This window comes from Bacillus sp. FSL R5-0603 (assembly GCF_038050295.1).
Taxonomy (GTDB): Bacteria; Bacillota; Bacilli; order Bacillales; family Bacillaceae; genus Bacillus; species Bacillus subtilis.
In genome coordinates this window covers 484,157-510,098 of the sequence record NZ_JBBOYP010000001.1, presented here as the reverse complement: position 1 = coordinate 510,098, position 25,942 = coordinate 484,157, and the positions used below count along the sequence as shown (strand labels likewise).

Here is a 25,942-nt window from a genome sequence, read left to right as displayed (position 1 = left end):
CGAACTATTTGGATAAAACGTTACCTGCTTGCCAGTTCTTTTATGATCAAACCCAACTCATAAATCCCCTTTTGAAGGTCTTCAAGAGGTGCATAAGCATATGATAAGCGAATATAATTCCCTTTTTCCTGAGGATTAAAAAACTCTAAAACAAAAAAGATACCAACATCGTTTGGTATCTCCTTTAAAGGTTCCTTCATTAAGATTCTCCAGAAAAGTAAATGGAGTATTCAGTTACTGGCTTAAACCCTAGTTTAGCTGCTAATGCAATGGAAGAATTGTTGCAAATATCACAATCCCAGCTAGGAACAATCCCATTTTCCATACAAAACGCTATAAACCTATTTGCTACGCAATAAGCTAACCCCAGTCCTCTATATTCCTCAAGTGTATAGATATCCATTTCCGCTCGATTATGCCCTAAAAATATAGAGGTACACTCACTTACTACATGATTGCCATGTAATACGGCAAATCCAAAACCTTTTGAAGCAAACTGTGAGACAGAATTCCAATACTCCTCATAATACGCGCTGTTAAACGCTGTGCTGTGTGAAATGATGTCTTCGTCTATTCTTTTCAATACAAGACCCTTTGGCAGTTGCAAAGTCTTTTTGAAAGATTTTGGTTGATAAGAAAATGCAGCTCTTCTCATTTGGTTTAAGTCATCTTTCAGTATGGGTTTCAGTACGCTATCCCATGTATCACTGGAAGAAAACAAGGTAAATCGTTTTGATGATTTCACTTGTTCTTCATAATATCCTGCAATGAAATCATGAAAATCCCGATTCCCTTGGTCTCCCGCAATAAAATAAATGCCTGATTCAGTTCCTATAAAAAACGATTTAGGAAAGGTTTGATCATCTGCATAAACAGCTCCCGGAATGGTTTGGTCTAATATTGAATAGACAAATGTGGGACAATATTTGTCATCAAACATTGTTTTTAAGCTACTGTATTTTTCTTTTGTTAATTCCTGCAAAACAGACAACTCCTTTAAAACACCGTCTCCTTCATGATTCTGTTCACAAATCAATTTTCCTCTGTCACCAGCTAAATAACTTCCCTGTTACGAATCTCAGACAAATAAAAACAAAAACAGGTGTCTGCACTCAGCTCGCAGACACCTGTTGAACAACACATTGCATTATATAACCCAAGGAAACGCTGAATATATCGATTCTTTATTCCCCAGTTACAGCAAACTGTTTTAAAAGGTCACCAATTTCATCACGGACCCTTTGGAAACACTTCTTCTGTTCCGTGTGCTTTTGCCGGATCATCAAATTTATCCGATGTTTGATTTGAAATTTCTTTCATAGCTTTGACAGCTTTCAGATGTCATCCATGACATTCGATTTCAGCGCTATACTCATTCCACTTGTCCCCAAGATATTTTCTCCCCCACCCTTCAGCCATTTGGCTGCGGCAAGAGTTACCTGTGCATTGTTTTCCTTGATATATTGTCCTTGTCCTTTTAGAAACAAGAATGGATTATCAGCAGCCAAATATACAGACCGACAAGTGTGATCAATAAAGTGGGTATCGTGAGGATAATTCCTGTTTTAAAATACGTGCCCCAGGAAATCTTCATACCTTTGTGCGAAAGAACATGAAGCCATAATAATGTCGCCAAGGAACCAATCGGTGTTATTTTAGGCCCTAAATCTGAACCGATGACATTTGCATATATGAGCGCTTCTCTCATCATCCCATGTGTATCTGTACCGGCAATAGCCAGTGCATCAATCATGACAGTCGGCAGGTTATTCATAACGGAAGAAAGAATTGCCGCGATAAAGCCCATTCCAATCGTACCTGCAAACAATCCTTGATCAGCCATGGCTTGAATCACATCTGAAAGGACATCTGTCAATCCAGCATTTCGGACACCATACACAACAACATACATGCCAATTGAAAAGAATACGATAGCCCATGGCGCTTCTTTCAGCACTTTTTTTGTATGAACGGCTGGACTCTTTTTTGCAGCCATTAAGAAAAAGATTGCAATGATCCCTGCTACCACTGATACAGGGATAGATAAGAATTCACTTGCAAAGTATCCAACTAACAGAAGTCCTAAGATATACCATGACAGTCTGAACATGTTTTGATCTTTAATTGCTTCAACAGGTTTTTTCACCTCAGTCAGATCATAGCGTTTTGGTATGCTTTTTCTGAAGAAAAGGTACAGTACAATGATACTCGCCAGTAACGAGAACAAGTTCGGGACAATCATTCTGGATGCATAATCAATAAACGTAATATGAAAATAATCTGCTGAAACGATGTTGACCAAATTGCTCACTACTAATGGGAGCGAGGTTGTATCTGCAATAAATCCGCTGGCAATGATAAAAGGAAAAACTAATTTTTCATTAAAATGTAATGCTCTGACCATCGCTAATACGATTGGTGTCAATATAAGAGCTGCACCGTCATTTGCAAATAACGCGGCGACAATAGCTCCTAATAGAGATACATAAACGAACATCCGCACACCGTTTCCTTTTGCAGCCTTAGCCATATGAAGCGCTGCCCATTCAAAGAAACCGATATTATCAAGAATTAACGATATCAGTATGATGGCCACAAAAGCCAATGTCGCATTCCAAACAATCCCTGTCACAGTTAACACATCATGAAAATTGACAACACCTGCTATTAGAGCTAAAACTGCGCCTCCACAGGCTGACCACCCTATAGATAAATTTTTCGGCTGCCATATGACCAATACTAGAGTTAATAAAAAAATGAATACTGCCAAAATCATTGATGTCAATCTAATGCCTCCTTACTGGCAACACGCTTGAGTTTTCTTTTGTTTGATATGGTTTAACAATTCATCCTCCTGATCGATTTGATGTAAGATCAATTGCAATGTATCAAACTCAGGACATGAACCATTTATTGAATAATAACGCCATTGGCCTCTTCTGTCCTCATTCACAAAACCTGCGTTTTTTAATTTCCGCAAATGCTGGCTTATGGCGGGCTGGCTCATTTCGAACATATCAACCAATTGACAGACACAATATTCTTTTTCAAGAAATAATCTCATCATTATAAGCCTAGTTTGATCACTAAGTGTTTTCAAACAGCGAGTCATCGCCGCAACATCAATCGTCATTTGAACTCCTCCTTCCCAAATCAACATATAAGCAAATCGTTATATACACTCCAAATGATTATACATTCTTACGTTTCTATATGTAGCGCTCCGTATATCTTAAGGATCAAAACTTCGAAACGAAAACCTAAGTCGCTCCCCGCGTTCCCTTAGCGCCCCCGTCATTATATAAACTTTTATTTATATAAACAATCCCTTATATTTGGAACATCAAATATTTTTGATTCAATTAATATCAATCTCTTTATGAGAACTCTGCCTTACTTGCCTTTATCCATTGTCGAAGCTGCTCCATTTTTAAAGAATGCCATTCTATTTTAATCAAGTTTATTATGGAATTCCGGATGTTTTCAATCATAATCCAGTCTGGTATAAATATTAGACTATTTCAGTTATGGGAGTGGTCATAGAGCCCAAGATGAAAATAGACAGATCTTTTGGATATTAAAAAACAGGTCTCTTTAGAGGCCTGTTTACATTGCAAATATTTTTTCCATTGCCATGACACCTACATAATGGCCATCGATTTTCCCCTGCTCTTTAAATACTCCAACTTTGCGATATTCCATTGAAGTATAGAACCCTTGTTCCAATCGATGAAAAGGAATGTAATAATATGATGTTATGTATTCACGATTGAATGACTTCGACATCCGATAAGAGTTCCCTCGATGATTCCGCTTAGCAACAAAAATCTTATCTTTCACTGTACGATGGAACCAATTTGTCATATAATCCGTAGCTTTTGCAGTTCTTATCAGCTACATGCTCTCTGTAGCAGAGGTAGCTTGAACTCCCTTAAACGCATTCATCACCAGATCATGCACATAGGAATCATTCACCTCATCCCCTGTTATAAGCAGACGATAGAAAATTGGTCCGTAAATGAGATCTATGCTTACTTCAATATCAAGATTCTCTCTCAATTCACCTTTCTGAATTCCCTTTTCTAGAAGGCCTTTCGCTTGGAGGCGGCGAGGCTGGAAAAATCGCGTGCGATATTCTTCTGCCAATTTTTCATCCAACTGCCCTGCCCCTATTAATTCCTTAATAACGGTTCCTTCCCGGCTTGTTAAAAACCTAGCTAAATTCGTGGCGTGGGTTACTATATCTTGTATTGACGACCCTGTATCAGGCACAGGCAGCCTGTCCGTCGCGGTCGAAAGAAAGCTGTCCATGATAACGGCAGCTTTGTTAGACCACCATTTATAAATCGTTGCTTTACTCACTTTCGCACGCTCTGCAATTTTATCGACTGTCACCGCATCGAAGCCTTTTTCCAGCAATAGGTCATAGGCTGCAGAGAGAATCGCCTTATGCGTTCCTTCATCACGCGGCCGCCCTCGTTTACTCTGCACATGAATCATTCCTTCCCGCAATATAAACTATACGTTCAGTATACTTAACCTGAATATAAAAAAAAACAGAAACCTATTTACAAAACTGAACGTTTAGTATATTATTTTCCTTAATCAACAAAACTGAACGTTCAGTTTATAAAATCACTTGTGTTGAGAAGTCATGATTACACTCAAAAAACCACTGAAAAAGGAGTTCATTCTTATGGCTAATGGAAACAAACAAGCAGGTCAGAGGATTTCACCCAGTTTAACCCTTCTTCTCGCAACTGCATGCGGTATCATTGTTGCTAATCTTTACTATGCACAACCCTTGGTCGGATTAATTAGTAAGGCAATTGGACTTTCTCCAAGCAGTGCTGGATTGATTGTCACACTCACCCAAATCGGATACGTTGCCGGCTTATTATTTCTTGTCCCTTTAGGAGATATTATCGAAAACAAAAAACTTATTGTTGTATCGCTCCTTCTAAGCGCAGCGGCTTTGACACTAACAGCATTTGTGAAGCATGGAACACTGTTTTTAGCAGCTGCGTTTTTCGTCGGATTGGGATCAATCGCAGCCCAAGTGCTTGTTCCATTTGCATCATACCTTGCATCAGACGCTGCACGAGGCCGGGTTGTTGGCAATGTCATGAGCGGCTTATTACTCGGTATTATGCTTTCCCGTCCGATATCTAGTCTAGTCGCTGATATCTGGGGGTGGAATGCAATATTCGCTTTGTCCGCCGTGGTAAGTGTTGTCCTGGCCATCGTATTATCAAAAGTGCTTCCTGCCAGAAAACCAACAGCAAATACAAACTATACTGCCTTACTCGGTTCAATGTGGAAGCTGCTGCGCACGACTCCAATCTTACGCCGCCGTGCCATCTATCATGCGTTTGTATTTGGAGCTTTCAGCTTGTTCTGGACTACCGTTCCTTTATTATTGTCCGGTCCTGATTTTCATTTTTCTCAGAAGGCAATAGCACTCTACGCATTGGTGGGCATTGCGGGTGCAGTCGCTGCACCAATAGGCGGCCGCCTGGCTGATCGAGGCTTGACCCGGCTTGCCACTGGAATCGCTCTCGGTGTTGTCGTTGTCTCTTTATTACTGCCCCTCATGATTCAGAGCAGCTCCCCCGTCGGTATAACAGTTCTAGTGGCCGCAGCTATTCTGTTAGATATGGGTGTATCTGCAAACCTCGTGCTCAGTCAACGTGCTATTTTTTCGTTGGCGCCTGAAATTCGCAGTCGATTAAACGGATTATTCATGGCGATCTTCTTTTTAGGCGGTGCGATAGGGTCATCAATTGGAGGATGGGCATATGCCTCAGGCGGATGGGGTACAGCATTATGGATTGGAATCGCTTTTCCGGTCATCGCTTTGCTTTATTTCATCACAGAGAAATAAGTCATTCACCAAAAATAAGCAGTCAGGACCAAGCAAATAGCTTATTTTTGGTGGCTTCTTCTTTTTTCGCTATATCTTAAAATCCCTCTGCTGAACAAGAAAAAATCCTGCTTGGTGAGAACAGGATTTTCCAAATTCAATCTTTATGTTAAATCGACACCCTCCAGCTGTTTCAAATATCTTTGCAGGAGAACCTTCGGGTTTAATTCTATATTTGTAATATGCTTTACATACCGATTCGCACTTTCGGCAATTTCTTGGTCACTGATTGTATTGGCGCGATATTCGGCAAAGGAAGGCAGATAGGTCATGCCTACTAAATGGGCAGATGCTTGGAACGGTTTTGTCAACTCGCTCACTGAAAACAAGTTATATCCGCCGGCTTGATAAGAGTGTTCAGGTGAACCGATGGACATGGCAGTTACCCACTCTTTCCCCTTCAATTTATTTCCGCCAGGACCATGAGCCCAGCCAAACGTAAACACTTCATCAAACCACTGTTTTAAAAGCGGTGGGCTGCTGTACCAGTATAATGGAAACTGAAAAACGATACGGTCATGGGCCAGGAGCTGCTGTTGTTCAAATTCCACATCAATTGGTTGATGGCGATATTTTTCATAAAGATCATGGACAGTTACATCTGGTTCACTTAAAACGGCTTCTTTCCACTTTTTATTGATACGAGAGGATTCTATATTCGGATGTACAACGAGTACGAGTGTTTTCATATGATCCATTCCTTTCATTCCTTAGATGTGACATCATTATATGATGTATATTAAAATATAAAAAGTACGCACATTGAATGTATATAGTATCAAAAAGTATACTATTAGGAGTGAACAGCTTGAGAAATCGTAAACTCGGCATTGATTATTCTTCTGATGACTTTGAAGGATGTCCGGTGGAGACAACATTAGATATCATCGGAGGTAAGTGGAAAGGCATTCTTCTTTATCATCTCATTGACGGTAAAAAGAGGTTTAATGAATTTCGAAAACTATACCCCAAAATTACCCAGCGTATGCTCACGCTACAATTAAGAGAATTGGAACGGGATGGCGTGATTCACCGCGAGGTTTATAAACAGGTCCCTCCAAAAGTCGAATACTCTTTAACTGAGTTTGGAAGAACATTAGAACCTGTTATCCTGCATATGAAGGACTGGGGAGAAAAATATAAAGACAGGATTGATAAGCTCGAAGCAGCACGTAAAGCTGAAGATAAAATCTAATAACCAGAAAAAATACCAAGGGTTTTGACGCCCTTGGTATTTCTGTGATTCAGACCTTCACCGGTGACACCCACAAGCCCTCAAAAAAGTGTTTTTGATTACATTTACCCGCGGCATGTCAGTTACGGTTAAAAAGGTCATTCTATTTTTTAATGATGATTAAGATTTCTAAAATTGCTGCCCTTCACTTCAGCTACGTCATATACAGTGACAAAGGCGGATTTATCAATATCATTAATAATTTCCTTTAGTTTGGTTTCTTCTAAACGGTTGATGACACATGTGATTTCTTTAAATTTCTCGTGGGAAAAACCCCCGTAAGCTTCTTTATATGTGGCGCTTCGGCCTAATTGATCACGTATTGTCTCTACCATTAATTCAGGTTGGGTTGTAATAATTTGAAAGGTTTTAGAACCGCTTAAGCCTTCCTCCACAACATGAATCACTTTGGATGCAATGTAGTAAGCAATGACTGATAGCAATGCCCCTTGTAAGCCAAATACTGTGGAAACAAAAATAAACACGAATAGGTTTAAGAATAGAATGAGATCGCTCGTTCCGAATGGCAGTTTTCGGGATAGCAGCACAGCAAGCATGTCAATTCCATCTAATGCGCCGCCATTACGCAGTGCCAGCCCCATTCCGAATCCAAGGATAATCCCGCCGACAACGGTAATTAACAGGGTATCACCTTCTATGATGGCGGGTGTGTGGTGGAAAAAGCTTGTCCCCGCGGCAAGCGATACGATTCCGATAATTGATAATAATGCAAAGCTTTTCCCAATTTGCTTATATCCTAACCAGACAAATGGAATGTTGATCACAGCAATCAAAATCCCCAGCGGCAAGTTGAATAGCTGTGAACCAACGATGCTAAGACCAGTCACCCCTCCATCAGATACACTGTTTGGAATGAGCACTGTTTCTAGTCCATATGCCGCTATGATTCCTCCAATGATAACCATGATGATTTGGAGAATCATTTTCGCTTTAAATTTCTTATGTTTTTTGGGTGTATTCATACCATTCCTCATTTCTCAAATATTTCGTTATATTTAAATATACCATAATAGATATTTTCAGCTAAAAACATGCGTTTTTTTAATTAAAGTAATTAACAGTAAGGTAACCCTCTTTGACTTAGAACATTCATGTACCGTGCCGCCTGTTGAGCAAACGGCCCCTTTCACTTCAGATCGTGAATCGCCCTCAAACTCCAACACCGAAAATCCTGAATTATTCTGATATGATACCTTAAAAAGGAGGATTGATTACATGAATAGCCTGTGCCGCAGTAAACAAGCCCCATTTGAATACACCTTATCTCTTATAGGGGGCAAATGGAAAATGAGAATTCTCTATGAGTTAGGGTGTGAAAAAGCGATGAGATACGGCGAGCTGAAAAGGGCTATGCCCTTCATCACCCATAAAATGTTAAGCGCACAGCTTAAGGAATTGCAAACTGACGGCCTTATTCATCGGTCTGAGATTTCTCAAACCCCACTGAAAGTAGAGTATTCGTTATCTGACAGAGGGCGATCTTTGTACCCCCTCATAGATGAAATGTGTAAGTGGGGAATGGCACAAGGAATGCCTCATATGTAAAGCTACTTACAAAAAAGTGCGTACTTGTTTCCCAATGAGAGGAATTTTATACTGAATGAAAATACTTCGTTTGGAGGAAAAAATGACAAAACAAGTCTATATCATTCATGGCTACAGAGCCTCCTCAACAAATCATTGGTTCCCTTGGCTGAAAAAACGTCTGCTCGCAGATGGGGTCCAAGCAGACATTTTAAACATGCCTAATCCGCTCCACCCAAGACTTGAGGATTGGCTGGATACACTCTCTTTATATCAGCACACTTTACATGAAAATACGTATTTGGTTGCGCACAGCTTAGGTTGCCCCGCCATTTTGAGATTTTTGGAACATATTCAATTACGAAAACAGCTTGGCGGAATCATACTTGTTTCCGGCTTTGCCAAATCATTGCCCACTTTAAAGATGTTAGATGAATTTACACAGGGATCGTTTGATCATCAAACAATCATTGAGTCCGCGAAGCACCGTGCTGTCATTGCTTCTAAGGACGACCAAATTGTGCCTTTTTCATTCAGCAAGGAGCTGGCACAACAAATTGACGCTGCGTTATACGAAGTTCAGCACGGAGGTCATTTTCTAGAAGATGAGGGATTTACTTCTTTGCCTATTGTTTATGATGTTTTAACCTCTTATTTTTCAAAGGAAACTCGCTAACATCTTTCACCCATCTGCTTCAATCGAGCCCGCGAAAAGCGGGCTTTCTGAGTTATCGTTTGATCAATACAGATAACTCACCTTCAAATACTTTTTCTTCTTTTTGATTATAAGTAGATAACAATACAGTGAGTATTCCCAATTCATTTCTCTTCGGCTGCTTATCAAGAACCTCAACAATTGTAAACAATTCATCATCCGGATATACGGGTTTTATGAATGTCATATGATTCATCTCTGTTCCGGCTATAATATCGTCTCCATAGAAACCTTCTTCAATCCAAAGTTTAAAAGATATGGCCAGTGTTTGTATGCCGGAAGCGATAATTCCATTAAATCTGCCTTTACTCGCTTTTTCTTCATCTACATGCATATACTGAGGGTCAAATTCACCCGCAAACCGCATAATATCATCTTTTGATACTTTTAATGATTTCGTTTTGAAGACCTGGCCAATTGTAAACTCATCTAACTTCATTCTTACACCTCTATTTTTTCAATTGTCTATTTTGTTTATTTTAGCACTGTGATGAGCAAATAAAAAATTCTGTTTTTCGCTAAACAGACGTATCGTGGGCTGGACTGCTGGCACTCATCATATACTTAAAAAATATTGAACAGCTCTCAACACTTAGTTCCGTCACTTGGCCGTTTTGCTAAACTGAAAGCTCCCTCATATCTTCCAGGCAGCCTTCAGTTTTTTTATGCCTTCTCTTATGTCGGATTCAGAAACCCCTGCAAACCCGAGCGAGACCGTTTTTGCAGGAGGATGATGTTGATAAGAAAGAGAAACAGGATAAATTTTTACTCCATGTTTTTTCGCCTTCCCAATTAACTCTTTTTCACCAAATGGCAAATAAACGTCAAGTAAGATACGAAGCCCAGAGTTTTCTCCACGAATTCTGACATGCTCTCCTAATTCCCTTTGCACTGCCTCTAATACAATGGCTCTTTTTTTGCGGTAAAGTTTTCTCATTCTGTTGATGTGTTTTTGCCACTCTCCATTTTTTATAAATTCAGCTAGGGTTAGCTGACTGTGGCAGGACACTGTTTGCTTATATAAGGACGTAATTTCATGCCCCTTTTTTAAAAGAGGTGAAGGAAGAATCATATAGCTGATACGCAGCGAGGGCAAAAGAGACTTAGAAAAAGTGCCCATATAAATGACACGGTTATGCTGATCAAGCCCTTGCAGAGAAGGAACCGGCTGTCCTGTGTACCTAAATTCCCCGTCATAATCATCCTCTATGATAAAGGATTGATTTTCGGCCGCCCATTTGAGCAGCTGAATTCTTCTGTTAATTGTCATTATGGTTCCCAGCGTAAATTGATGGGAGGGTGTGACATATACAAGGTTTGGCTGCTGTTCTTTGATCTTCTGTATACAGATTCCTTCATCATCGACTGGTATCGGAACAATATTCATGCGATTGGCTTCAAAAATTTTGCGTGCTCTTGGATAACCAGGATCCTCATACCCTATAGAAATATTCGGCTCAAAAACTTGGCACAAGATTTGCAGCAGAATAGGGTTCCCGGCACCTATAATCACTTGTTCAGGGCCGCAATGAACACCCCGAGATTGATACAGGTACTCTGCAATGAGTGTTCTCAGCTCAAACTCTCCTAAAACATGTCCCGGCCGATAAAGCTCGTGTCCATATTGGTCTAAGCTATTGACCATGCTTTTTCGCCATGCGGAAAAAGGGAAGTAAAAAGAATCTACATTCCCATAATGAAAATCAATCCATTGTTTATTTTCTTTTGCTTCTTGTTGAATGGGTGTTGTGCTTGGCATTTTATCATAGGCAAAATCAGAATCAAGATAATCAGCAAACCACCCGCTTCTTGGCTTGCTCACAATATAGCCCTCAGCAGCGAGCTGTTCATAGGCACGTTCTACAGTCGTTTGGCTGATGGAAAGCTGATTCGCCAGGAGTCTTTTTGAAGGAAGCTTCATTCCTTTTTGAATACGGCCCCGATGCATGTTTTCTTTAAAATATCGATAAAGCTGCTGATAAAGCGGAATATCCAGATTTCTATCCAAAAAAGGCGTGATATCCATTTGCGCGTTGTTCTCCTAACTGGTATGCAATTTTTTATGAAAACTGGCTGTTTATAAAAGGCCAATTCCAGTTTATAGTCATTGTAATCCTTAGCTACTGGTTTTGTTAAGAAAATACAGACAATGAACAAGAAAGATATGTGGAGTGATTGTAATGAACAAACGAACAAATGGCTGGATAAATGGTTTTATAGGCGTACTCATTTTCAGCGGCTCGCTGCCTGCGACCCGTTTGGCTGTGTCGGACTTCGATCCGCTGTTCCTCACCGTATGCCGCGCTGCGATAGCTGGTGTACTGGCGGGAGGTCTCCTTCTCATCTTCCGTCAGCAGCATCCTGCCAAAAGAGATCTCATTTCATTATTAGTGGTAGCGTTTGGCGTAGTGATTGGTTTCCCGTTGCTGACAGCTTTAGCGCTTCAGCATGTCACTTCCGCACACGCCATTGTCTTCATTGGACTTCTTCCGCTTGCAACGGCGGTCTTCGGCGTACTGCGCGGGGGTGAACGCCCTCGCCCCGTTTTCTGGATTTTCTCAACCGTTGGCAGCTTGTTAGTAGCAGGTTTCGCCCTGATTCAGGGGGGAGGTTCATCCCCGCTTGGTGACGCGTACATGCTGGCTTCTATTGTCGTATGCGGTCTCGGTTATGCAGAAGGGGCAAGGCTTTCACGGCGTCTGGGGAATTGGCAGGTGATCTCATGGGCACTCGTTCTGTCGCTTCCTCTTATGCTGCCATTGTCGTTCTTTTTTACGCCGGACTCATGGTCGGCGATCGGCGTTCCCGCACTGCTCAGTCTTGCATATGTATCCTTATTCAGCATGCTGATCGGCTTTGTGTTCTGGTATCGAGGTCTTGCCCAAGGCGGAATTGCGGCGGTTGGGCAGCTCCAGCTTCTCCAGCCTTTTTTTGGGCTGCTGCTTGCCTCAGTGATTCTGCACGAGAAAGTGGGCTGGACACTCGTAGCAGTGAATATCGCCGTTATCATGTGCGTTGCCGCAGCTCGGCGATTTGCAAAGTAAGGCAGACCTTTAAGCATAAACTTCAAAAATGCATGAAGGTATAAAAATACCAAGGGCCATCAACCCTTGGTATTTTGTATGCGATCGAGGAGACTGGAATCACCCGCTTAGACAAATAAGTCACCTTCTTATTCCTAACATTCGCAACACCCATTTAAATGCCGCCATTATAAAATCCGCTCTAATAAATCCCCCACTTTTTCTGCCATGACACGAGGCGGATAAGGCATTTCGTTTTTTAACCACCACTCCACTACCCCTACGTAAGCATTTGCTATAAATTCAACAATGACATCTTCACTTTGGCCGTAATTCTTGCCTTTCGTTACATCTACATCTTTCCTGAACTCTTCGATATTAAACTTAAGGAACTGACTGCGAAAATATCGAGCGCCTTCACTGGCTAACATCGTCGAAAAGAATAAATAATTACTCTCAAGGTATTCCATGCAGTGTACAGTCGATTCAATCCAGTCCATTTCAGCTGCCGACTCACAAAAATCCCCCATATTGTTTATATGCTCTTCCATAATTTTTTCTAATAGATCAAATTTATCTAAGTAATGAAGATAGATTGTTCCACGGTTTACATTTGCCCTTTCAGAAATTTCCTTAATCGTAATATGATCAAAACTTTTTTCAGTCATCAGCTCAATCAGAGCTCTTTGGTTATTCTTCTATCCACTTTGGACATAGCTTTTCACCAAACTTTCTTAAGATAATCAACAAATGAGAGTGGAATGTTGAATAATCAACAAATCGCCTGAATGTAACCATTGTACAAACCATTTTTTTATTTACAATAATAAACAAATGTTGATTAGTAAATCATGCTTTTTTCTCGACTGAAGTCATTGTCCATTTTAGTTAGTTGAGAGAATTATTTTGTAAACACAAAGAAAGGGTGTTATTTCAAAATGCAGAGAAATGATGAAATTAGACCGCTTATCCTAAAGGTACTCTAAATTCAAATTTGATCTGCAACCCAACTATAAATCCGTCAAGAGGCTGAATGTAATGAGGTGAAGAATGATTAAAAGACAATTTACGATCATTAAGGAAACAGGGTTTGCGAGACCGGCTACCCTAATAGTCAGTATAGCTCATCTGTTTACATCAGATATTTTTCTTGAATACCAAGGGAAAACTGTTAACCTCAAACAATTACCCAAATCCATAATGGACATTATGGATTTAGGAATTAAACCCGGAACCAAAATATATATACACGCAAATGGATCTGACGAAGCGAAGGCTATACAAAAAATGAAAGAGCATTTACTAAAAAACGCTTATATACAGTAATCAAAGTTCAATAATCATGAGGTCAAATTCTTTTTGTTCCAGCAGGTTTAAAGCTTCGATTGCGTCTTTAGCCTTTTGAGTGTGCAGGCCTTCATTTTCTAAATAAACAGAGATGAAATTTCTAATGTCTTTGTCATCATCAACAATAAGAACGTTCGACTCCATATAATTCCTCCAAATCATTTTGCGGCATCGAGCAGCTAAAGACATAAGCCGGCGGTACATTTCTAAGCTCTCTTTTTACATCTATTTTGGTAAAAAACTGTTCAAAAAACGGTTTTTTCAACGTAGTGTATTGAAAAGTAATGAATTCACCATCTCTTTTTAAAATTTTTGCGGTATCTAATAAAATGTTGGCTGAAACAGTTGTTGGCAAGCTTGCAAAGGGAAGGCCAGAAATCACATAGTCTATATAAGGCATACCATAATCCTTAACATACTGGCTGCTATTTTCAGCAGATCCATTTACAATAAATACATTCTTTTCGTCTTTAAATGTCTCTTTCAATAGTAAATAAAATTCTTCATTTTGCTCCACTAATAAAATAGTCGTCTCAGGTCTTCTTTTTTCAAGCAGTTTTTTGTGAATACACCAGTACCCGGCCCGTATTCGACAATGTGTGCAGCCTTCTTGAAATCAATTCCTTCCACCATTTTATCTCCAAGATACCTTGAACTAGGAAGGATCGCACCAACAGTTCTCGGATTCACTATATACTGAAATAAGAATAACAGACGTTTCATATCTATCTCTCCATTTGTTTTGCATTTATATCCCAGTTTATATTCAAAACCTGAAGAAAAAGGGGCAAAACTTCTTAAGTTTTCGCGATGCTATTCAAGATCGTTTCCTCTTCTTAAACAGTTTTCAATATCATCCTATCTATTCCATGGTAATATTTAGATACAAAAACTTATATATGAAGCTGACTTGAATTAATAGAGAGGAATGAAAGAATGAAGAAATGCAGAAAGATATGTTATTGCAATACGGCCCTGCTGCTTATGATTTTGCTTGCTGGATGTACGGACAATAAGAATGGAGAAGCACAACAACCTTCAAATCAAGCTTCTGCTGTACAAACTGACGAAAAACACACTGAGACTGAAGACAGCACTAAAATACGCAATTATGAATCGGAGCCAATAACAGAATCAGAAGAATCCGCAACAAAAGCTGCAAATAAGACCTCTTCAGCAGAAGAGAAAAGCAAAGAAGACAATGTATTGGCAGCATACTCTTCGGAAAAAATCGAATATGTCAGAGTTTGGCTTCAACTTGGACCTAATCAAGAGATAGATGAATTAAATGTTCGACATATTTCGGCTGGCGAGCCCATTAATCCTAATGATGATACAAGTGCCAGCTATCCAGAAGATGTGACCCAGTTGGCAGGTTCTCGTTTAGTGGATGGATCAGTCACTTATCATGGCAATGGGGATGGCACGATTCATGTATATAATGTGCCTTTACGCTGGGATTCCGCTGATGATGTAGAAAAAGGCGTCATGAGGGAAGTGACTGAGAATATCATAAAAAACAGAAAAACAGTGTATGTTGATACAGGTGACGATGAAAAAATCAAGCGGATCATCGATATCATGCTGATTCATTAATCAGTATTCGTTTGTCTGCACCTGACTAAATACAATGGTTAATAAGGTATATTAATACAAAAAACAAAGTTTGGAGTGTAGTAACTTGCTAAAAATCTTCCGGTTCTATTAGTTCTCCTAGGCATTCTAAATGTGATGAGCCGTACCGATGAGCTATTTCATTGGATCGCATGATTTCTAGGTGTTGCATTAATATTTTATAGCGCTGTCTAGTGGCATACAATGTTAATCAAAAGAAGCATTATGAATGTTGTCCTAAGAAAAAACAAGCATCTTACTATGCTTGTTTTTTTCTTCTATAGAAAGGATCTTATTACGCTATGATGCTATTCCTTTAGCCTGAACCTTGGTGTGCCTAATCCTTTAATCCCTTTCCATCGAGAATTTTTTGCACATATTTTTCGACTCTCGATTCTCGGGTTTTGGATTGTTTGGCTTGAGAAAAATAAAGAGTGTACGCTCTTTGCCGTCCCGGGGTCAAAGCTTCAAAAGCAATTTTCAATGCAGGGATTTCATCGAATTTTTTTTGAAGTTCTTCAGGAATGTTCAATTCAATATTTTTGTTAACTTCCACTTTCAAACCGGCTTTTTCAACTTCAATGGCTTCGTGAATATAGGCTTTCAAAATGTTTTCTAGCTCATTTATTTCCTGAACATTTGTAAACCGAATCTGGCGCGCCGCCTGTACATTCTCCGTTTGTTGAATGAGAATTCCATGGGCATCCTGTAATAGGGCACCTTTGTGAAACAGAAGCGCACAATATTCTTTAAACCCATGTATTAAAACGACATTTTTATTATTGTATGTGTAACAAGGATGCATCCACTTAAAATCTTCAGTCAGCTCACAGTCAAGAATGATGGTTCTCAACTTCTCAAATTCTTCCTTCCACTTTTTTGCTTTACTTAAAAATTCATCAACCTTTGGATTCGTTCTGCTATTTGTCATGAAGGAATTCCCCTCTTTCCAAGCTTTTTACAATTACGTGAATTGACAATAATGAAGTCCAGTTTTATTTTTGACATCTCGGTATTTATTTTATTCTTCTATAGGTTCCTTCTCTTATTATTCAATAGATTAAGCTTAAAGTGGGGATGATGCAACAACAAAAAATATCATGGGCTATATCCATGTCCGCAACATAAAAAGAGAAGGCCCACATAGCCTTCTCTTCTTGTATAATTATTTCACTGACAATCTGAAAAAATAACAATTCGATTATTATATATCTTTTTTATTCTTGCCAATGCATAAGGTTACGGCAACACTAGCTATACTGACTAAAGTTCCTGCAGTAGAAACTAGAATTGTCAAAAAGCCATTGGGAATAAGAAAACCAATTGGAATGAGCCCCAGAAAAGTGAAAACGATAAAACATTGGTATACACCAGATATTATTCTTACAACCAAATTGCCAAAAAAGGACATGACTAATGGAGGGATAAATAAAAATACAACGATCCCAATTGAGATCATCAAGATAAGAGGTTCATCAAATGAGATGACATGATCTCCAGGCGACTCTTTAGCGGCCGCTAAAACAACAACGATAGACATCATTAGTGTAACAAAAACAAGAGAAAACCTTTTTAACAACGTTATGACTCCTTTACCTAAAGCGAGTAATCCTGCCTTTTTCAAATCCGATAACCATTTTATGTGATTCAATTAAAGAATATGCAGTGAGTGACACAGCTATAAGGAATCCTGGTCAAATCTTTATAATAGATTTAATGGAGCAACTATAGTTCGTTAGAATATTAGACGATGCAATAGACTTTATCTAACAATATAACAAATTAATGTAAACTAAACAATCCTACCCTTTAGCGGCCCTAGACCATACCACCACTGGAATGAGTAATAAGGACAAAACCCCTCCAGTAAGTGATAATGCTAGGTAACTTGAACCTGCCACAATCATTCCAGATAATGCCCCGCCAGCAGCTCCTGACAACGCAATCAGAACATCCACTGTCCCCTGCGTTTTAGCTCGTGTGGCAGAATCAGTTGAATCTACAATAAGGGCAGTCCCGCTTATCAAACCAAAATTCCACCCTAATCCCAGTAAAGAAAGAGCAATGACGAGAAGAACCATAGAATCTCCCGGAGCAATCGCTGCTATTACACCTGCCAAAAGCAACGTTGTTCCAGAGGAAATGGCCATTGCGGTACGTCCCAACCTATCTACAAGAACACCTGTAACCAGTGAAGGGAGATACATAGCACCTATATGAAAACCAATAACAAGACCGACTGCACCCAAGTCATGCCCATGATGTCTCATATGGACCGGTGTCATTGTCATAATAGCTACCATTACAATTTGAGTAAGAACCATAACCGTTGCCCCAACGATTATGCCTTTTTTGTTTTCTGAATGCTCAGCTGCCGCCAAATGTCCTTTATCACCCGGCTCTTCATTTGCCACTTCTATTGTTCTTGCTATAACTAATGGATCTGGACGAAGCATGATGAAAAGGACCACACCTGCTAACATATATGCTGCTGCGGCTAAAATGAAAGGGCCAGCAAGTGATGGAACACCAATAGAAAGCGCGAAATCCCCCATCACATTCACTAAGCTTGGACCTGCCACTGCGCCAAATGTAGTAAAAACCATCGTAATACTAACAGCAGTCGCTCGCTGCTTACGATTTGCTAAGTCTGTACCAGCATAACGGGCTTGTAAATTTGTGGCTGTTCCTGCACCGTAAATAAGCAATGAAATAAATAACAAGAAAATACTATTTATGATTGCTGCCATAATAACGCCTATTGCTCCAAGTCCGCCAATCATAAAGCCAGCTGAAAGACCTGTTCGACGGCCATAACGTTGAGAAAGTCTTCCAACAATTAATGCAGATCCTGCTGACCCTAAAGTAAATAAAGCAGAAGGCAGACCAGCAAACGCATCAGTGCCAAGCATTTGCTGTGCAATAAGCGCACCGACAGTCACTCCTGCCGCCAGCCCCGCACCGCCAAAAATTTGTGAGATACTCACAACGAACAATGTACGCTTGTATAACGATTTTTGTTTTTCTGGTGAACTGATGTAGCTTTGTAATGAAGCAGTTTGAACATCTATTGCTTTTACGCTGTCCTTGTCTAACATCATCTGACCTTCCTTTCTAAAAGCCAATTTTGTATAAACCTCCCTCTAGATGTGGATCATCATAACACGCACAAAAAAGCCATACAATATCATAATTGTATGGCAAACAATATTAGGTAAGATCGTCTAGCAAACGTCTCAGGATCATTAATCCTTGTTCAAGCTCTTCAAGTGTTTTTGGTGCACAGACAGAAACCCTTACAGCCCTTTCAGGACAACTATTGCCTACTACAAAGCGTTCAGCCGCATACACTTGCACGCCATGTCGAGCAGCCAATTCTTCAAATTGAGCGCCAGTCATTTTACCCGGTAACAACAACCAACGAAAAATGCCTGTTTCAACACCTAAACATGTATATCCCGCAACATATCGGTTTACGAGTTGATTTCTGCGAATGATTTGTTCACGATGACTCTCAATTAAGACTTCAAATTGATTTGATACAATCGTGCGAGCAGTAAGTTCAGCTAATAGCGGGGAAACGGTTATATTTAAATTATAAAGCGCCTTTGATATTGGCTCCTTATATTGTCTCGGCACTGCTACATAGGCTAGCCGAAGCCCAGGTGCCAGCGATTTTGATAAACTTGCAATATGAATAACCTGTTGCGGTGCGAATGAGGCTAGAGCCGGAAGCGGATTTTTGTTGAGAAGATGGTACGATGCATCCTCAATAACAAATAGATTATATTTCTTTGCAATGTCTGCAACCATTCTTCGATTCTCAACAGACATAAAGGAAGTCGTCGGATTATGATAATCCGGGATTAAATACAAACCTTTAATATTTTCGTTTTTACACGCATATTCAAGTGACTCCGGACTCATTTCATCGTTCTCTGATTTTATCGGTACGATTTGCACACTAAGCAATGATGCAACAGTTTTTAATCCAGGGTACGTATGATGGTCAACACCGATGCGGTCTCCAGGCTTACAAAGACTCGCCAAAGTCGCAGCAATCGCATTTTGTCCCCCATTTGCAAATAAAATGTGTTCAACAGTTGTTTCAAACCCGCCTCTTTGGATGAGCTTTACAGCTGCATCTTTTTGCCAAAGGCTTTCACCTGCCCGGCCATAGCTAAACCATTTTTCATAATCCTCCTCATGAACCATGTTTTTTAGTTGGTATAACAAGGGCTCATATGAAGCGTGATCTGGAAGTATTGCTCCCATTTCAATTAAATGTGTCGGCTTAGTATCCTCAAGTAAATACGCATTCGACAACGCATCATACGATACAAATGTGCCGCTCCCTACAGTCGCACTTAACAACCCCTTTAACTCACACACTTTAAATGCTTTTGAAATCGTACTCACATTTAAATCTAAATAATCGGCCAATTCTCGCTGGGGAGGAAGTTTTGTTCCAGGTAATAAAACTCCGTTTAAAATATCCTGTTCCAATTGCCCTGCAAGTGCTTTATAAATAGGCTTTTCAGCTTTATCAATCGATGGCTTCCAGCTCATCGGATAGTTTTCAAAAGAATTGATAGGCATGATACGCATCCTTTTTCACTCAATTATATGAATATGCTGCTGATAAGACAATTATAACTTTCTTTCAGTTATGCCTTTGAATAGCTGGCAAAGGTATACATGTCTTTATAGCATGCTTCAATAAAACCTGTACAAATACAAGTGAATCACTTACTTTATTTCATATAAGTCATCCTGCAAAACTGTGCACAGAATGTCGGATAAATACATTTCACTCCTGTTATTCTTTGGTTAAAGGAGGCCAAATAAATGTATTTGCTTAAAAGTATGAATAGGGCGTTAAAGTATATTGAAGAAAACCTCACTAATGATATTGATTTTCAAGAGGCAGCAAAGCTTGCTTTCTGCTCTGAATATCATTTTAAAAGGATGTTTTCCTTCCTTGCAGGTATTTCATTATCGGAATATATTCGTCGCAGACGTCTTACTCTTGCAGCTTTTGAACTGAAAGACAGCAATGTAAAAGTGATTGATATTGCAATAAAGTACGGTTATAACTCACCTGATTCTTTTGCACGGGCATTCCAAAATTTACATGGCATAAACCCATCAAAAGCCAGACTTAATGGCCATTCCCTTAAAGCTTATCCACGAATGACCTTCCAGCTAACAATTAAAGGAGGAAATGAAATGAACTACCGTATTGAAGAAAAAGAGGCATTTCGCATCGTTGGCATTAAAAAAAGAGTTCCTATTATTTTCAAAGGGATTAATCCGGAAATTGCATCTATGTGGGAAAGTTTAGATGAAAAAGCAATAAATAAACTAAAAGAGCTTTCTAATGTAGCACCATCAGGCCTCATTAGTGCATCCACGAATTTTTCTGAAGGTCGGACAGAGGAAAAAGGAGAGCTAGATCACTATATTGGCGCAGCCACAACGAAACAGTGTCCAGATAATTTCTCACGGCTTGAAGTCCCTGCCTCAACGTGGGCTGTATTCGAATCAATCGGGCCTTTTCCGGATACACTGCAAGAAGTATGGGGACGCATTTATTCCGAATGGTTTCCATCGTCAAATTACGAACAAATAGAAGGTCCAGAAATATTATGGAACGAGCAGAAGGATGTAACATCACCATCTTTTAGAAGTGAAATTTGGATACCAATTACAAAAAAGTAATACGTTTTTCGATCAGAGAAGAGGCAGTGAATGTTCTTGAAGAAATCATACCAAGGGCGTCAAAACCCTTGGTATTTTTGATATTGCCGAGAGGGCTCAAACTCCACCAGTGTTTTTCATTGCCGGACCGTTCATGTAAGCAAAAAAAGCCCCTATATATCCCGATTTGCATGATTCCTAATCTTTAATATCGACTTTTCACTCTGCATAGAAGGCTCTTTATGTAAAGCCAATATTAAAGTGATCCCTATAATACAAATAGCACCAATCCATTGAAAAGAACCAAATGGCGCTTTTAACCAAACGACAGTTGTTACAACAGCGGATAGAGGTTCTAAACTGCCTAATAGGCTTGTTTCTTTAGGAGAAAGGCTTTCCAAGCTTTTTATGAAGAACCAGAACGCAATCATTGTGCCAAATAATATCACAAATAAAATATATGCATACGCCTCAGCAGTTAATCGTTGAAAATCCAGTTGCCATGGTGGATGGATAAAACCCAATGCAAAACCGCCAATAATCATAGCCCAACCTACAACGACAAGAGAATCAAATTTATGTAATAAACCAACGGCATATAAAGTATAAAAAGCTGCCGCGAATCCTGATAAAACTCCCCATGCTACTGCAGCTGCCGGCACTGAAAGTTGAGACATTGAACCATTTGTTAACAAAAAAAAGCAACCCACTAAAGCAAGCACAACAGTAATGATATCTTGTTTAGTAAGAACCGTTTGTTTTCGCAAAAGCGTGTAGATAATGACGATTACTGGGGATAAATATTGCAATAATGTAGCAACGGCAGCATTCCCATGTTGAATGGATGCCATATATGTGTACTGCACAGCAAGCATTCCCAATAGGCCAAAAATAAGAAGCTGGCCAGCCGACGCTTTGTTTTTCCAAACCTCAATAACCTGAGACCGATCCTTTCTGAACAATTGCAGCATTAAAAGTAACATTCCAGCCGTAAGCAAGCGTGTCGTTACAAGCCAATTGACATCAATTTGATATTCTTGAAAAAGTTTTTTGGCTACTGTGCCTCCAATTCCCCAACATGTCGCCCCTGTTATAACATAGAACAATCCCATTCTTCTATTGGAAGTATTCATACATGACTCCTCACTAATAAATATAATAATAGTGTTATAATAAATGCAAAACATGATAAAAAATACTCAAATCGAATGAAAAAATATAAATATATTGAGGTGAGAAGTCAGAATGAAGAATTTTGTGATCGATCAAAATTTAAAAGAATTAACAGAGCACCGAACGGTAGAATTACCAGTTGCCTGTTACAAGACAACGATCAATCAAAATATAAATGGCTATATTCCGCTTCATTGGCATGATGAAATCCAATTTGTTTTGATACTAAAAGGGATAGCTCTCTTTCAAATAAATGAAGAAAAAATAGAGGTTCACGAAGGGGATGGATTATTTATCAATAGTGGCTGCCTGCACATGGCCGAAGAAAAGGAAGGCTCGGATTGTACGTATATTTGCTTGAATGTGTCACCCCATTTCGTTTTATCTCAGGAACTGTATTCAAGCTATGTTCAGCCCTATATGTTTTCAACCAATTTGTCCTATTTATTTTTGGATGGAAATCAACAGTGGGCAAAAAATATTCTAGATGCTGTTAAAAAAATAAATCAATTGATTCAACAAAAGACATCGCTCTATGAGATTGACATTACGATGCAATTAACGTTAATGTGGAAAAACCTGGTCGTTAATGGTTTTCAATTAGAGTACGATCAATCTGAAATGATAAAAAGTCATCGAATGAAACAAATGTTAAACTGGATCCATCTCCATTATGCAGAAAAAATCACATTAGACGACATTGCAAAAGCTGGCCAACTGAGCCGTTCTGAGTGCTGCCGTTATTTTAAACGAATGCTGAATAAGACACCATTACGTTATGTAATGGATTATCGAATTCAAAAAAGCTTATTATTACTGCAACACCCTGAATTCAATGTGACAGAAGTCTCTTATCAAGTTGGATTTAACAGTACCAGTTATTTCATAAGTAAATTTCAACAAGCGATGAATATGACGCCATTATCATACAAAAAAATGAATTCATAAAGTTTATTCTATTAATAAATGGAGTCCCCTTAAGGTGTTTACGGCTTTAAAACCAACATTGTATAATGATAGTCATTCTTAAAAATCGAGGTGATCATAACATGTTTTTAGCTCCACTATTTGAAAATGATGTTCCAGTAGCACTTCTCCGCCCTTAATGGAGTAAAGTGACTACTTCTCTCCGTTAGGGCATTTATTGACCTAATTTTTAAAATACGGAGGGACAAAAAATGAAAAATACCCTGTTAGGTTCTATATATTTAGCTTTAGCCGCTAGTATCTGGGGTGGCATGTATGTTGTGGTAAAGGTTGTTGTCGCAGTAATTCCGCCTTTTGAATTGGTTTGGATCAGGTACGTCATCGCCATCCTTGCGCTTCTTATTGTTGGTTTGATAAGGAAACAATCTTGGAAAATTCATAAGCGCGACCTTTTATTAATTGTTGCCATTGGAATTGTTGGCAACACCATTTCAATTGTTACACAAGAATATGGAACGATGTTGTCTTCAGCACAAATGGGAGCAATTATTACGTCCTCCACACCAGCGTTCATGGTTATTTTTGCTCGTCTATTACTTAAAGAACCATTGAATATAAAAAAAGGGACTTCAATAATTTTAGCGACCACAGGCGTATTATTTATTGTTGGAAACGGACATATTGATACCTCTAATCAGCTTGGCGGTATTTCTCTGCTTGTTGCAGCACTTACATGGGCACTGATGTCAGTGCTTATCAAACGCGTGCCAAACAGCTATTCGCCTATACTTGTTACAACATATTCAACTTTTGTGGCCATTGTGGCACTAACTCCTTTAGTAAAACCTAGCACGATTTTTACGTCACAACTGCTTGACCCTAAAATTCTAGGTGGCCTTTTGTATTTGGGAATTGTTTCAACCGCTTGTGCTTTTTTATTGTGGAACCGCGGCTTACAATTATTGAATGCTTCGAGTGGAGGCCTCTTTTTCTTTTTTCAGCCTCTGGTTGGAACCTTACTCGGATGGATTCTGCTTGGAGAACAAATAGGCGGGACGTTTTGGATAGGTTCGTTTTTAATTCTTAGCGGTGTTTTATTAGTCATTAAAGAGAAAGAAAAAGAAGTGAATTCATAACAAAAAAGAAAAGCAAACTATTTTTATATAGTTTGCTTTTCAATTAACCTTGTTCTTTCCCCTTTACTTCTTTATGTTCTGGTCTTCATTTATTATCTCTCCTTTCTTTATTTTTCTTCTCACCTCAATACCCATTTGAAGGTTGTCAATTTCCATGATAATAATGCCAATCTCGGTGGCAAAATGTTCAATATCCACAAACCTTTTTCTGTTCGCAAGATAAGTGAAAATGCATCATTAAGTAAGTGGGCCGTTATCCATATCAAATCGGTAAAGAAATTAGAACTTAATCATGTGCTTTTAATATTTTTAGCTGACATTTCACGAATATCGTTCTTTCTTATCTACTCAAATCATTTCTGTAATGTCATTGTGCCAAGTCATGAATTCCTAAAGGAAATTGAATAACCCATTTTCAATGAAAAACTGATCTATGTTAATTAGTCGAAGTTTTAGGATATACACGGATCAATTGACCTTTTCCTTGATTGGAAATCCGACACGTTCCCTATTGTTTTTGCTTGATCTGTTTTTTTAAAAAAGTTATTGACATCAAAAAATCGATCATGTTATTATTAAAATTTTGATATCCCACCTCCATATATGGTAATCTTAAGAAGGTTACCATATATGGAGGTGGATGATATGTTTCAAATTGGCGATAACATTGTTTATCCAATGCACGGAGCAGGTATAATTGAAGCCATAGAAGAAAAAGAATTCTTAGAGGAAAAACAACAGTATTATGTCATAAGAATGTCAATCAGTAATATGACCGTTATGATTCCAACGCGTAAAATATTGAGTTCGAATATACGACCAGTTACCGATATACTTGCATTAAAACACATTATGCACATTTTTCAGCATGGAGAATCAGATAGGTTACTGCCATGGAAGCAAAGGTATAAAATAAACACGGACAAAATAAAAACGGGTGAAATACAAGAAGGCGCTGAAGTTGTACGTGATTTAATGCGTATGAAGAAAGAAAAAGCACTTAATGCAAGCGAAAAAAAAATGCTGGATAATGCATATGAATTTTTGATTAGTGAACTGGAAGTAATTAAAGGAATCACTGAAAAGCAAATAAAAAGTTTCGGTTAGATAGTGTATTGATCCCAAAAAATATTTCGGAATATTATGATGAAAAGCAAATCTTCTCCAACTTATGTTTAGAACATTAACGACCTCTTTTGTTATTCCTACATTCTAATCCATTTTTATTATTTACATTTCTTCTGCGAAGATTGAAGTTTTACCAAAAAACTCAATAAAATAGTCACTTGTTTTTAGTATCTGATTCACACGGCACGGACAAGGAGCCGTAAGGATGGAAGAGAGGTAGGGCTTTCATTGTTTTAGGTATCTCTAGGTGATTATTTCCAGAAGAAAAAAACAATCGATCTCCTCATTATTTTTAAGAATTTCTTATATCCACTGCCACATTGAATAATAATTGTTTATCTTCTTTTCATAAAATAGATATGCGAGTTGATAACATCCAGATGAAACCATTTTTATAATTCATCTAATCTTACTTAAATTAACGAACAGGTTAGTGAAAAAAAAGAGTTATATTTGAACAAAACATTAAATAATTTA

The 25,942-nt window shown here is 38.8% G+C and carries 24 protein-coding genes and 5 pseudogenes; 11 read left to right on the top strand and 18 right to left on the bottom strand.

Translation table 11 applies throughout. The features are described from left to right. Nucleotides 1-20 precede the first annotated feature (20 nt). The 6 genes and pseudogenes from NYE56_RS02595 to NYE56_RS02570 form a co-directional block, all read right to left on the bottom strand. Nucleotides 21-134 (bottom strand): annotated as a pseudogene (locus tag NYE56_RS02595) (hypothetical protein); the annotation flags it as partial. A gap of 65 nt (nucleotides 135-199) precedes the next feature. Then, nucleotides 200-991 (bottom strand): GNAT family N-acetyltransferase, encoded by a 792-nt coding sequence (locus NYE56_RS02590; RefSeq protein ID WP_341284376.1) that lies wholly within the window; start codon nucleotides 989-991, stop codon nucleotides 200-202. A gap of 193 nt (nucleotides 992-1,184) precedes the next feature. Further along, nucleotides 1,185-1,419 (bottom strand): annotated as a pseudogene (locus tag NYE56_RS02585) (hypothetical protein). Between the two features lie 58 nt (nucleotides 1,420-1,477). Then, nucleotides 1,478-2,785: an arsenic transporter gene (locus tag NYE56_RS02580; protein WP_341283414.1), complete on the bottom strand. Its 1,308-nt coding sequence runs from the start codon at nucleotides 2,783-2,785 to the stop codon at nucleotides 1,478-1,480. A gap of 12 nt (nucleotides 2,786-2,797) precedes the next feature. Next, the gene (gene aseR, locus NYE56_RS02575; protein WP_015482851.1) at nucleotides 2,798-3,133 is read right to left on the bottom strand and encodes a metal-responsive transcriptional regulator AseR; all 336 of its coding nucleotides are present in this window, start codon (nucleotides 3,131-3,133) and stop codon (nucleotides 2,798-2,800) included. 761 nt (nucleotides 3,134-3,894) lie between these two features. Next, entirely contained in the window at nucleotides 3,895-4,491 is a 597-nt protein-coding gene (locus tag NYE56_RS02570) for a TetR/AcrR family transcriptional regulator (protein WP_341283413.1), read from the bottom strand. Nucleotides 4,492-4,696: 205 nt separating this feature from the next. Between NYE56_RS02570 and NYE56_RS02565 the strand changes: the two genes are divergently transcribed. Next, a complete protein-coding gene (locus tag NYE56_RS02565; RefSeq protein ID WP_341283412.1) occupies nucleotides 4,697-5,884 on the top strand; it encodes an MFS transporter in 1,188 nt (395 codons plus the stop codon). 143 nt (nucleotides 5,885-6,027) lie between these two features. Here NYE56_RS02565 and NYE56_RS02560 read toward each other — a convergent pair whose 3' ends face one another. Further along, complete coding sequence (locus NYE56_RS02560; RefSeq protein WP_341283411.1) at nucleotides 6,028-6,621, bottom strand: NAD(P)H-dependent oxidoreductase; 594 nt, start codon at nucleotides 6,619-6,621, stop codon at nucleotides 6,028-6,030. Between the two features lie 110 nt (nucleotides 6,622-6,731). On the opposite strand from NYE56_RS02560, the gene NYE56_RS02555 reads away from it, so the two are divergent. Further along, nucleotides 6,732-7,118, top strand: coding sequence for a winged helix-turn-helix transcriptional regulator (locus NYE56_RS02555; protein ID WP_003242640.1), 387 nt, complete (start codon nucleotides 6,732-6,734; stop codon nucleotides 7,116-7,118). Nucleotides 7,119-7,267: 149 nt separating this feature from the next. Here the strand turns inward: NYE56_RS02555 and NYE56_RS02550 are convergent, their stop codons facing one another. Further along, nucleotides 7,268-8,140: a YitT family protein gene (locus NYE56_RS02550; RefSeq protein WP_029725818.1), complete on the bottom strand. Its 873-nt coding sequence runs from the start codon at nucleotides 8,138-8,140 to the stop codon at nucleotides 7,268-7,270. 253 nt (nucleotides 8,141-8,393) lie between these two features. Between NYE56_RS02550 and NYE56_RS02545 the strand changes: the two genes are divergently transcribed. Further along, on the top strand, nucleotides 8,394-8,723 hold the full coding sequence (locus NYE56_RS02545) for a winged helix-turn-helix transcriptional regulator (RefSeq protein WP_341283410.1): 330 nt from the start codon (nucleotides 8,394-8,396) through the stop codon (nucleotides 8,721-8,723). Nucleotides 8,724-8,805: 82 nt separating this feature from the next. Further along, nucleotides 8,806-9,378 carry an alpha/beta hydrolase gene (locus NYE56_RS02540; protein ID WP_341283409.1) on the top strand — a complete coding sequence of 191 codons (573 nt, stop codon included), beginning with the start codon at nucleotides 8,806-8,808 and terminating at the stop codon, nucleotides 9,376-9,378. A 52-nt stretch (nucleotides 9,379-9,430) separates the two neighbouring features. Here NYE56_RS02540 and NYE56_RS02535 read toward each other — a convergent pair whose 3' ends face one another. Then, a complete protein-coding gene (locus NYE56_RS02535) occupies nucleotides 9,431-9,856 on the bottom strand; it encodes a MaoC family dehydratase (RefSeq protein ID WP_123374391.1) in 426 nt (141 codons plus the stop codon). 195 nt (nucleotides 9,857-10,051) lie between these two features. Further along, nucleotides 10,052-11,443 carry a MocR-like pyridoxine biosynthesis transcription factor PdxR gene (gene pdxR, locus NYE56_RS02530; RefSeq protein ID WP_341283408.1) on the bottom strand — a complete coding sequence of 464 codons (1,392 nt, stop codon included), beginning with the start codon at nucleotides 11,441-11,443 and terminating at the stop codon, nucleotides 10,052-10,054. A gap of 154 nt (nucleotides 11,444-11,597) precedes the next feature. Here pdxR and NYE56_RS02525 point away from each other — a divergent pair, with 154 nt between their 5' ends. Beyond that, the gene (locus NYE56_RS02525; RefSeq protein ID WP_341283407.1) at nucleotides 11,598-12,461 is read left to right on the top strand and encodes a DMT family transporter; all 864 of its coding nucleotides are present in this window, start codon (nucleotides 11,598-11,600) and stop codon (nucleotides 12,459-12,461) included. A gap of 167 nt (nucleotides 12,462-12,628) precedes the next feature. Here the strand turns inward: NYE56_RS02525 and NYE56_RS02520 are convergent. Beyond that, nucleotides 12,629-13,155: pseudogene (locus tag NYE56_RS02520) on the bottom strand (TetR/AcrR family transcriptional regulator). Between the two features lie 335 nt (nucleotides 13,156-13,490). Between NYE56_RS02520 and NYE56_RS02515 the strand changes: the two are divergent. Next, nucleotides 13,491-13,766, top strand: coding sequence for an HPr family phosphocarrier protein (locus NYE56_RS02515; RefSeq protein ID WP_341283406.1), 276 nt, complete (start codon nucleotides 13,491-13,493; stop codon nucleotides 13,764-13,766). A gap of 3 nt (nucleotides 13,767-13,769) precedes the next feature. Here the strand turns inward: NYE56_RS02515 and NYE56_RS02510 are convergent. Together NYE56_RS02510 and NYE56_RS02505 are read right to left on the bottom strand one after the other, a co-directional pair. Next, nucleotides 13,770-13,931 (bottom strand): annotated as a pseudogene (locus NYE56_RS02510) (response regulator); the annotation flags it as partial. Beyond that, nucleotides 13,906-14,510: pseudogene (locus tag NYE56_RS02505) on the bottom strand (class I SAM-dependent methyltransferase). The pseudogenes NYE56_RS02505 and NYE56_RS02510, both read right to left, overlap by 26 nt. Nucleotides 14,511-14,723: 213 nt before the next feature. On the opposite strand from NYE56_RS02505, the gene NYE56_RS02500 reads away from it, so the two are divergent. Beyond that, on the top strand, nucleotides 14,724-15,383 hold the full coding sequence (locus tag NYE56_RS02500) for a hypothetical protein (RefSeq protein ID WP_341283405.1): 660 nt from the start codon (nucleotides 14,724-14,726) through the stop codon (nucleotides 15,381-15,383). A 355-nt stretch (nucleotides 15,384-15,738) separates the two neighbouring features. Here NYE56_RS02500 and NYE56_RS02495 read toward each other — a convergent pair whose 3' ends face one another. The 4 genes from NYE56_RS02495 to NYE56_RS02480 form a co-directional block, all read right to left on the bottom strand. Beyond that, nucleotides 15,739-16,332, bottom strand: coding sequence for a YdeI/OmpD-associated family protein (locus NYE56_RS02495; RefSeq protein WP_123374386.1), 594 nt, complete (start codon nucleotides 16,330-16,332; stop codon nucleotides 15,739-15,741). Between the two features lie 273 nt (nucleotides 16,333-16,605). Beyond that, on the bottom strand, nucleotides 16,606-16,980 hold the full coding sequence (locus NYE56_RS02490) for a hypothetical protein (RefSeq protein ID WP_339247140.1): 375 nt from the start codon (nucleotides 16,978-16,980) through the stop codon (nucleotides 16,606-16,608). Between the two features lie 223 nt (nucleotides 16,981-17,203). Next, nucleotides 17,204-18,502: an MFS transporter gene (locus tag NYE56_RS02485; RefSeq protein WP_341284375.1), complete on the bottom strand. Its 1,299-nt coding sequence runs from the start codon at nucleotides 18,500-18,502 to the stop codon at nucleotides 17,204-17,206. A gap of 109 nt (nucleotides 18,503-18,611) precedes the next feature. Then, nucleotides 18,612-20,000 carry an aminotransferase-like domain-containing protein gene (locus NYE56_RS02480; protein WP_341283404.1) on the bottom strand — a complete coding sequence of 463 codons (1,389 nt, stop codon included), beginning with the start codon at nucleotides 19,998-20,000 and terminating at the stop codon, nucleotides 18,612-18,614. 249 nt (nucleotides 20,001-20,249) lie between these two features. Here NYE56_RS02480 and NYE56_RS02475 point away from each other — a divergent pair, with 249 nt between their 5' ends. Continuing rightward, nucleotides 20,250-21,122 (top strand): AraC family transcriptional regulator, encoded by an 873-nt coding sequence (locus NYE56_RS02475; RefSeq protein WP_341283403.1) that lies wholly within the window; start codon nucleotides 20,250-20,252, stop codon nucleotides 21,120-21,122. A gap of 152 nt (nucleotides 21,123-21,274) precedes the next feature. Here the strand turns inward: NYE56_RS02475 and NYE56_RS02470 are convergent, their stop codons facing one another. Beyond that, nucleotides 21,275-22,234, bottom strand: coding sequence for a DMT family transporter (locus NYE56_RS02470; protein WP_341283402.1), 960 nt, complete (start codon nucleotides 22,232-22,234; stop codon nucleotides 21,275-21,277). A 112-nt stretch (nucleotides 22,235-22,346) separates the two neighbouring features. Here NYE56_RS02470 and NYE56_RS02465 point away from each other — a divergent pair, with 112 nt between their 5' ends. The 3 genes from NYE56_RS02465 (at nucleotide 22,347) to NYE56_RS02455 (ending at nucleotide 25,444) form a co-directional block, all read left to right on the top strand. After that, nucleotides 22,347-23,222: an AraC family transcriptional regulator gene (locus NYE56_RS02465; RefSeq protein WP_341283401.1), complete on the top strand. Its 876-nt coding sequence runs from the start codon at nucleotides 22,347-22,349 to the stop codon at nucleotides 23,220-23,222. 230 nt (nucleotides 23,223-23,452) lie between these two features. Then, nucleotides 23,453-24,337 carry a DMT family transporter gene (locus tag NYE56_RS02460; RefSeq protein ID WP_268554656.1) on the top strand — a complete coding sequence of 295 codons (885 nt, stop codon included), beginning with the start codon at nucleotides 23,453-23,455 and terminating at the stop codon, nucleotides 24,335-24,337. A 645-nt stretch (nucleotides 24,338-24,982) separates the two neighbouring features. After that, entirely contained in the window at nucleotides 24,983-25,444 is a 462-nt protein-coding gene (locus tag NYE56_RS02455) for a CarD family transcriptional regulator (RefSeq protein ID WP_024572643.1), read from the top strand. Nucleotides 25,445-25,942: the final 498 nt, after the last annotated feature.

Coding starts and splice junctions, on each gene's coding strand:
- NYE56_RS02540 (WP_341283409.1), top strand. CDS start 8,806: ATGACAAAACAAGTCTATATCATTCATGGCTACAGAGCCTCCTCAACA.
- aseR (WP_015482851.1), bottom strand. CDS start 3,133: ATGACGATTGATGTTGCGGCGATGACTCGCTGTTTGAAAACACTTAGT.
- NYE56_RS02545 (WP_341283410.1), top strand. CDS start 8,394: ATGAATAGCCTGTGCCGCAGTAAACAAGCCCCATTTGAATACACCTTA.
- NYE56_RS02565 (WP_341283412.1), top strand. CDS start 4,697: ATGGCTAATGGAAACAAACAAGCAGGTCAGAGGATTTCACCCAGTTTA.
- NYE56_RS02470 (WP_341283402.1), bottom strand. CDS start 22,234: ATGAATACTTCCAATAGAAGAATGGGATTGTTCTATGTTATAACAGGG.
- NYE56_RS02560 (WP_341283411.1), bottom strand. CDS start 6,621: ATGGATCATATGAAAACACTCGTACTCGTTGTACATCCGAATATAGAA.
- pdxR (WP_341283408.1), bottom strand. CDS start 11,443: ATGGATATCACGCCTTTTTTGGATAGAAATCTGGATATTCCGCTTTAT.
- NYE56_RS02455 (WP_024572643.1), top strand. CDS start 24,983: ATGTTTCAAATTGGCGATAACATTGTTTATCCAATGCACGGAGCAGGT.
- NYE56_RS02535 (WP_123374391.1), bottom strand. CDS start 9,856: ATGAAGTTAGATGAGTTTACAATTGGCCAGGTCTTCAAAACGAAATCA.
- NYE56_RS02460 (WP_268554656.1), top strand. CDS start 23,453: ATGAAAAATACCCTGTTAGGTTCTATATATTTAGCTTTAGCCGCTAGT.
- NYE56_RS02485 (WP_341284375.1), bottom strand. CDS start 18,502: ATGATGTTAGACAAGGACAGCGTAAAAGCAATAGATGTTCAAACTGCT.
- NYE56_RS02525 (WP_341283407.1), top strand. CDS start 11,598: ATGAACAAACGAACAAATGGCTGGATAAATGGTTTTATAGGCGTACTC.
- NYE56_RS02515 (WP_341283406.1), top strand. CDS start 13,491: ATGATTAAAAGACAATTTACGATCATTAAGGAAACAGGGTTTGCGAGA.
- NYE56_RS02465 (WP_341283401.1), top strand. CDS start 22,347: ATGAAGAATTTTGTGATCGATCAAAATTTAAAAGAATTAACAGAGCAC.
- NYE56_RS02500 (WP_341283405.1), top strand. CDS start 14,724: ATGAAGAAATGCAGAAAGATATGTTATTGCAATACGGCCCTGCTGCTT.
- NYE56_RS02475 (WP_341283403.1), top strand. CDS start 20,250: ATGTATTTGCTTAAAAGTATGAATAGGGCGTTAAAGTATATTGAAGAA.
- NYE56_RS02550 (WP_029725818.1), bottom strand. CDS start 8,140: ATGAATACACCCAAAAAACATAAGAAATTTAAAGCGAAAATGATTCTC.
- NYE56_RS02495 (WP_123374386.1), bottom strand. CDS start 16,332: ATGACAAATAGCAGAACGAATCCAAAGGTTGATGAATTTTTAAGTAAA.
- NYE56_RS02480 (WP_341283404.1), bottom strand. CDS start 20,000: ATGCCTATCAATTCTTTTGAAAACTATCCGATGAGCTGGAAGCCATCG.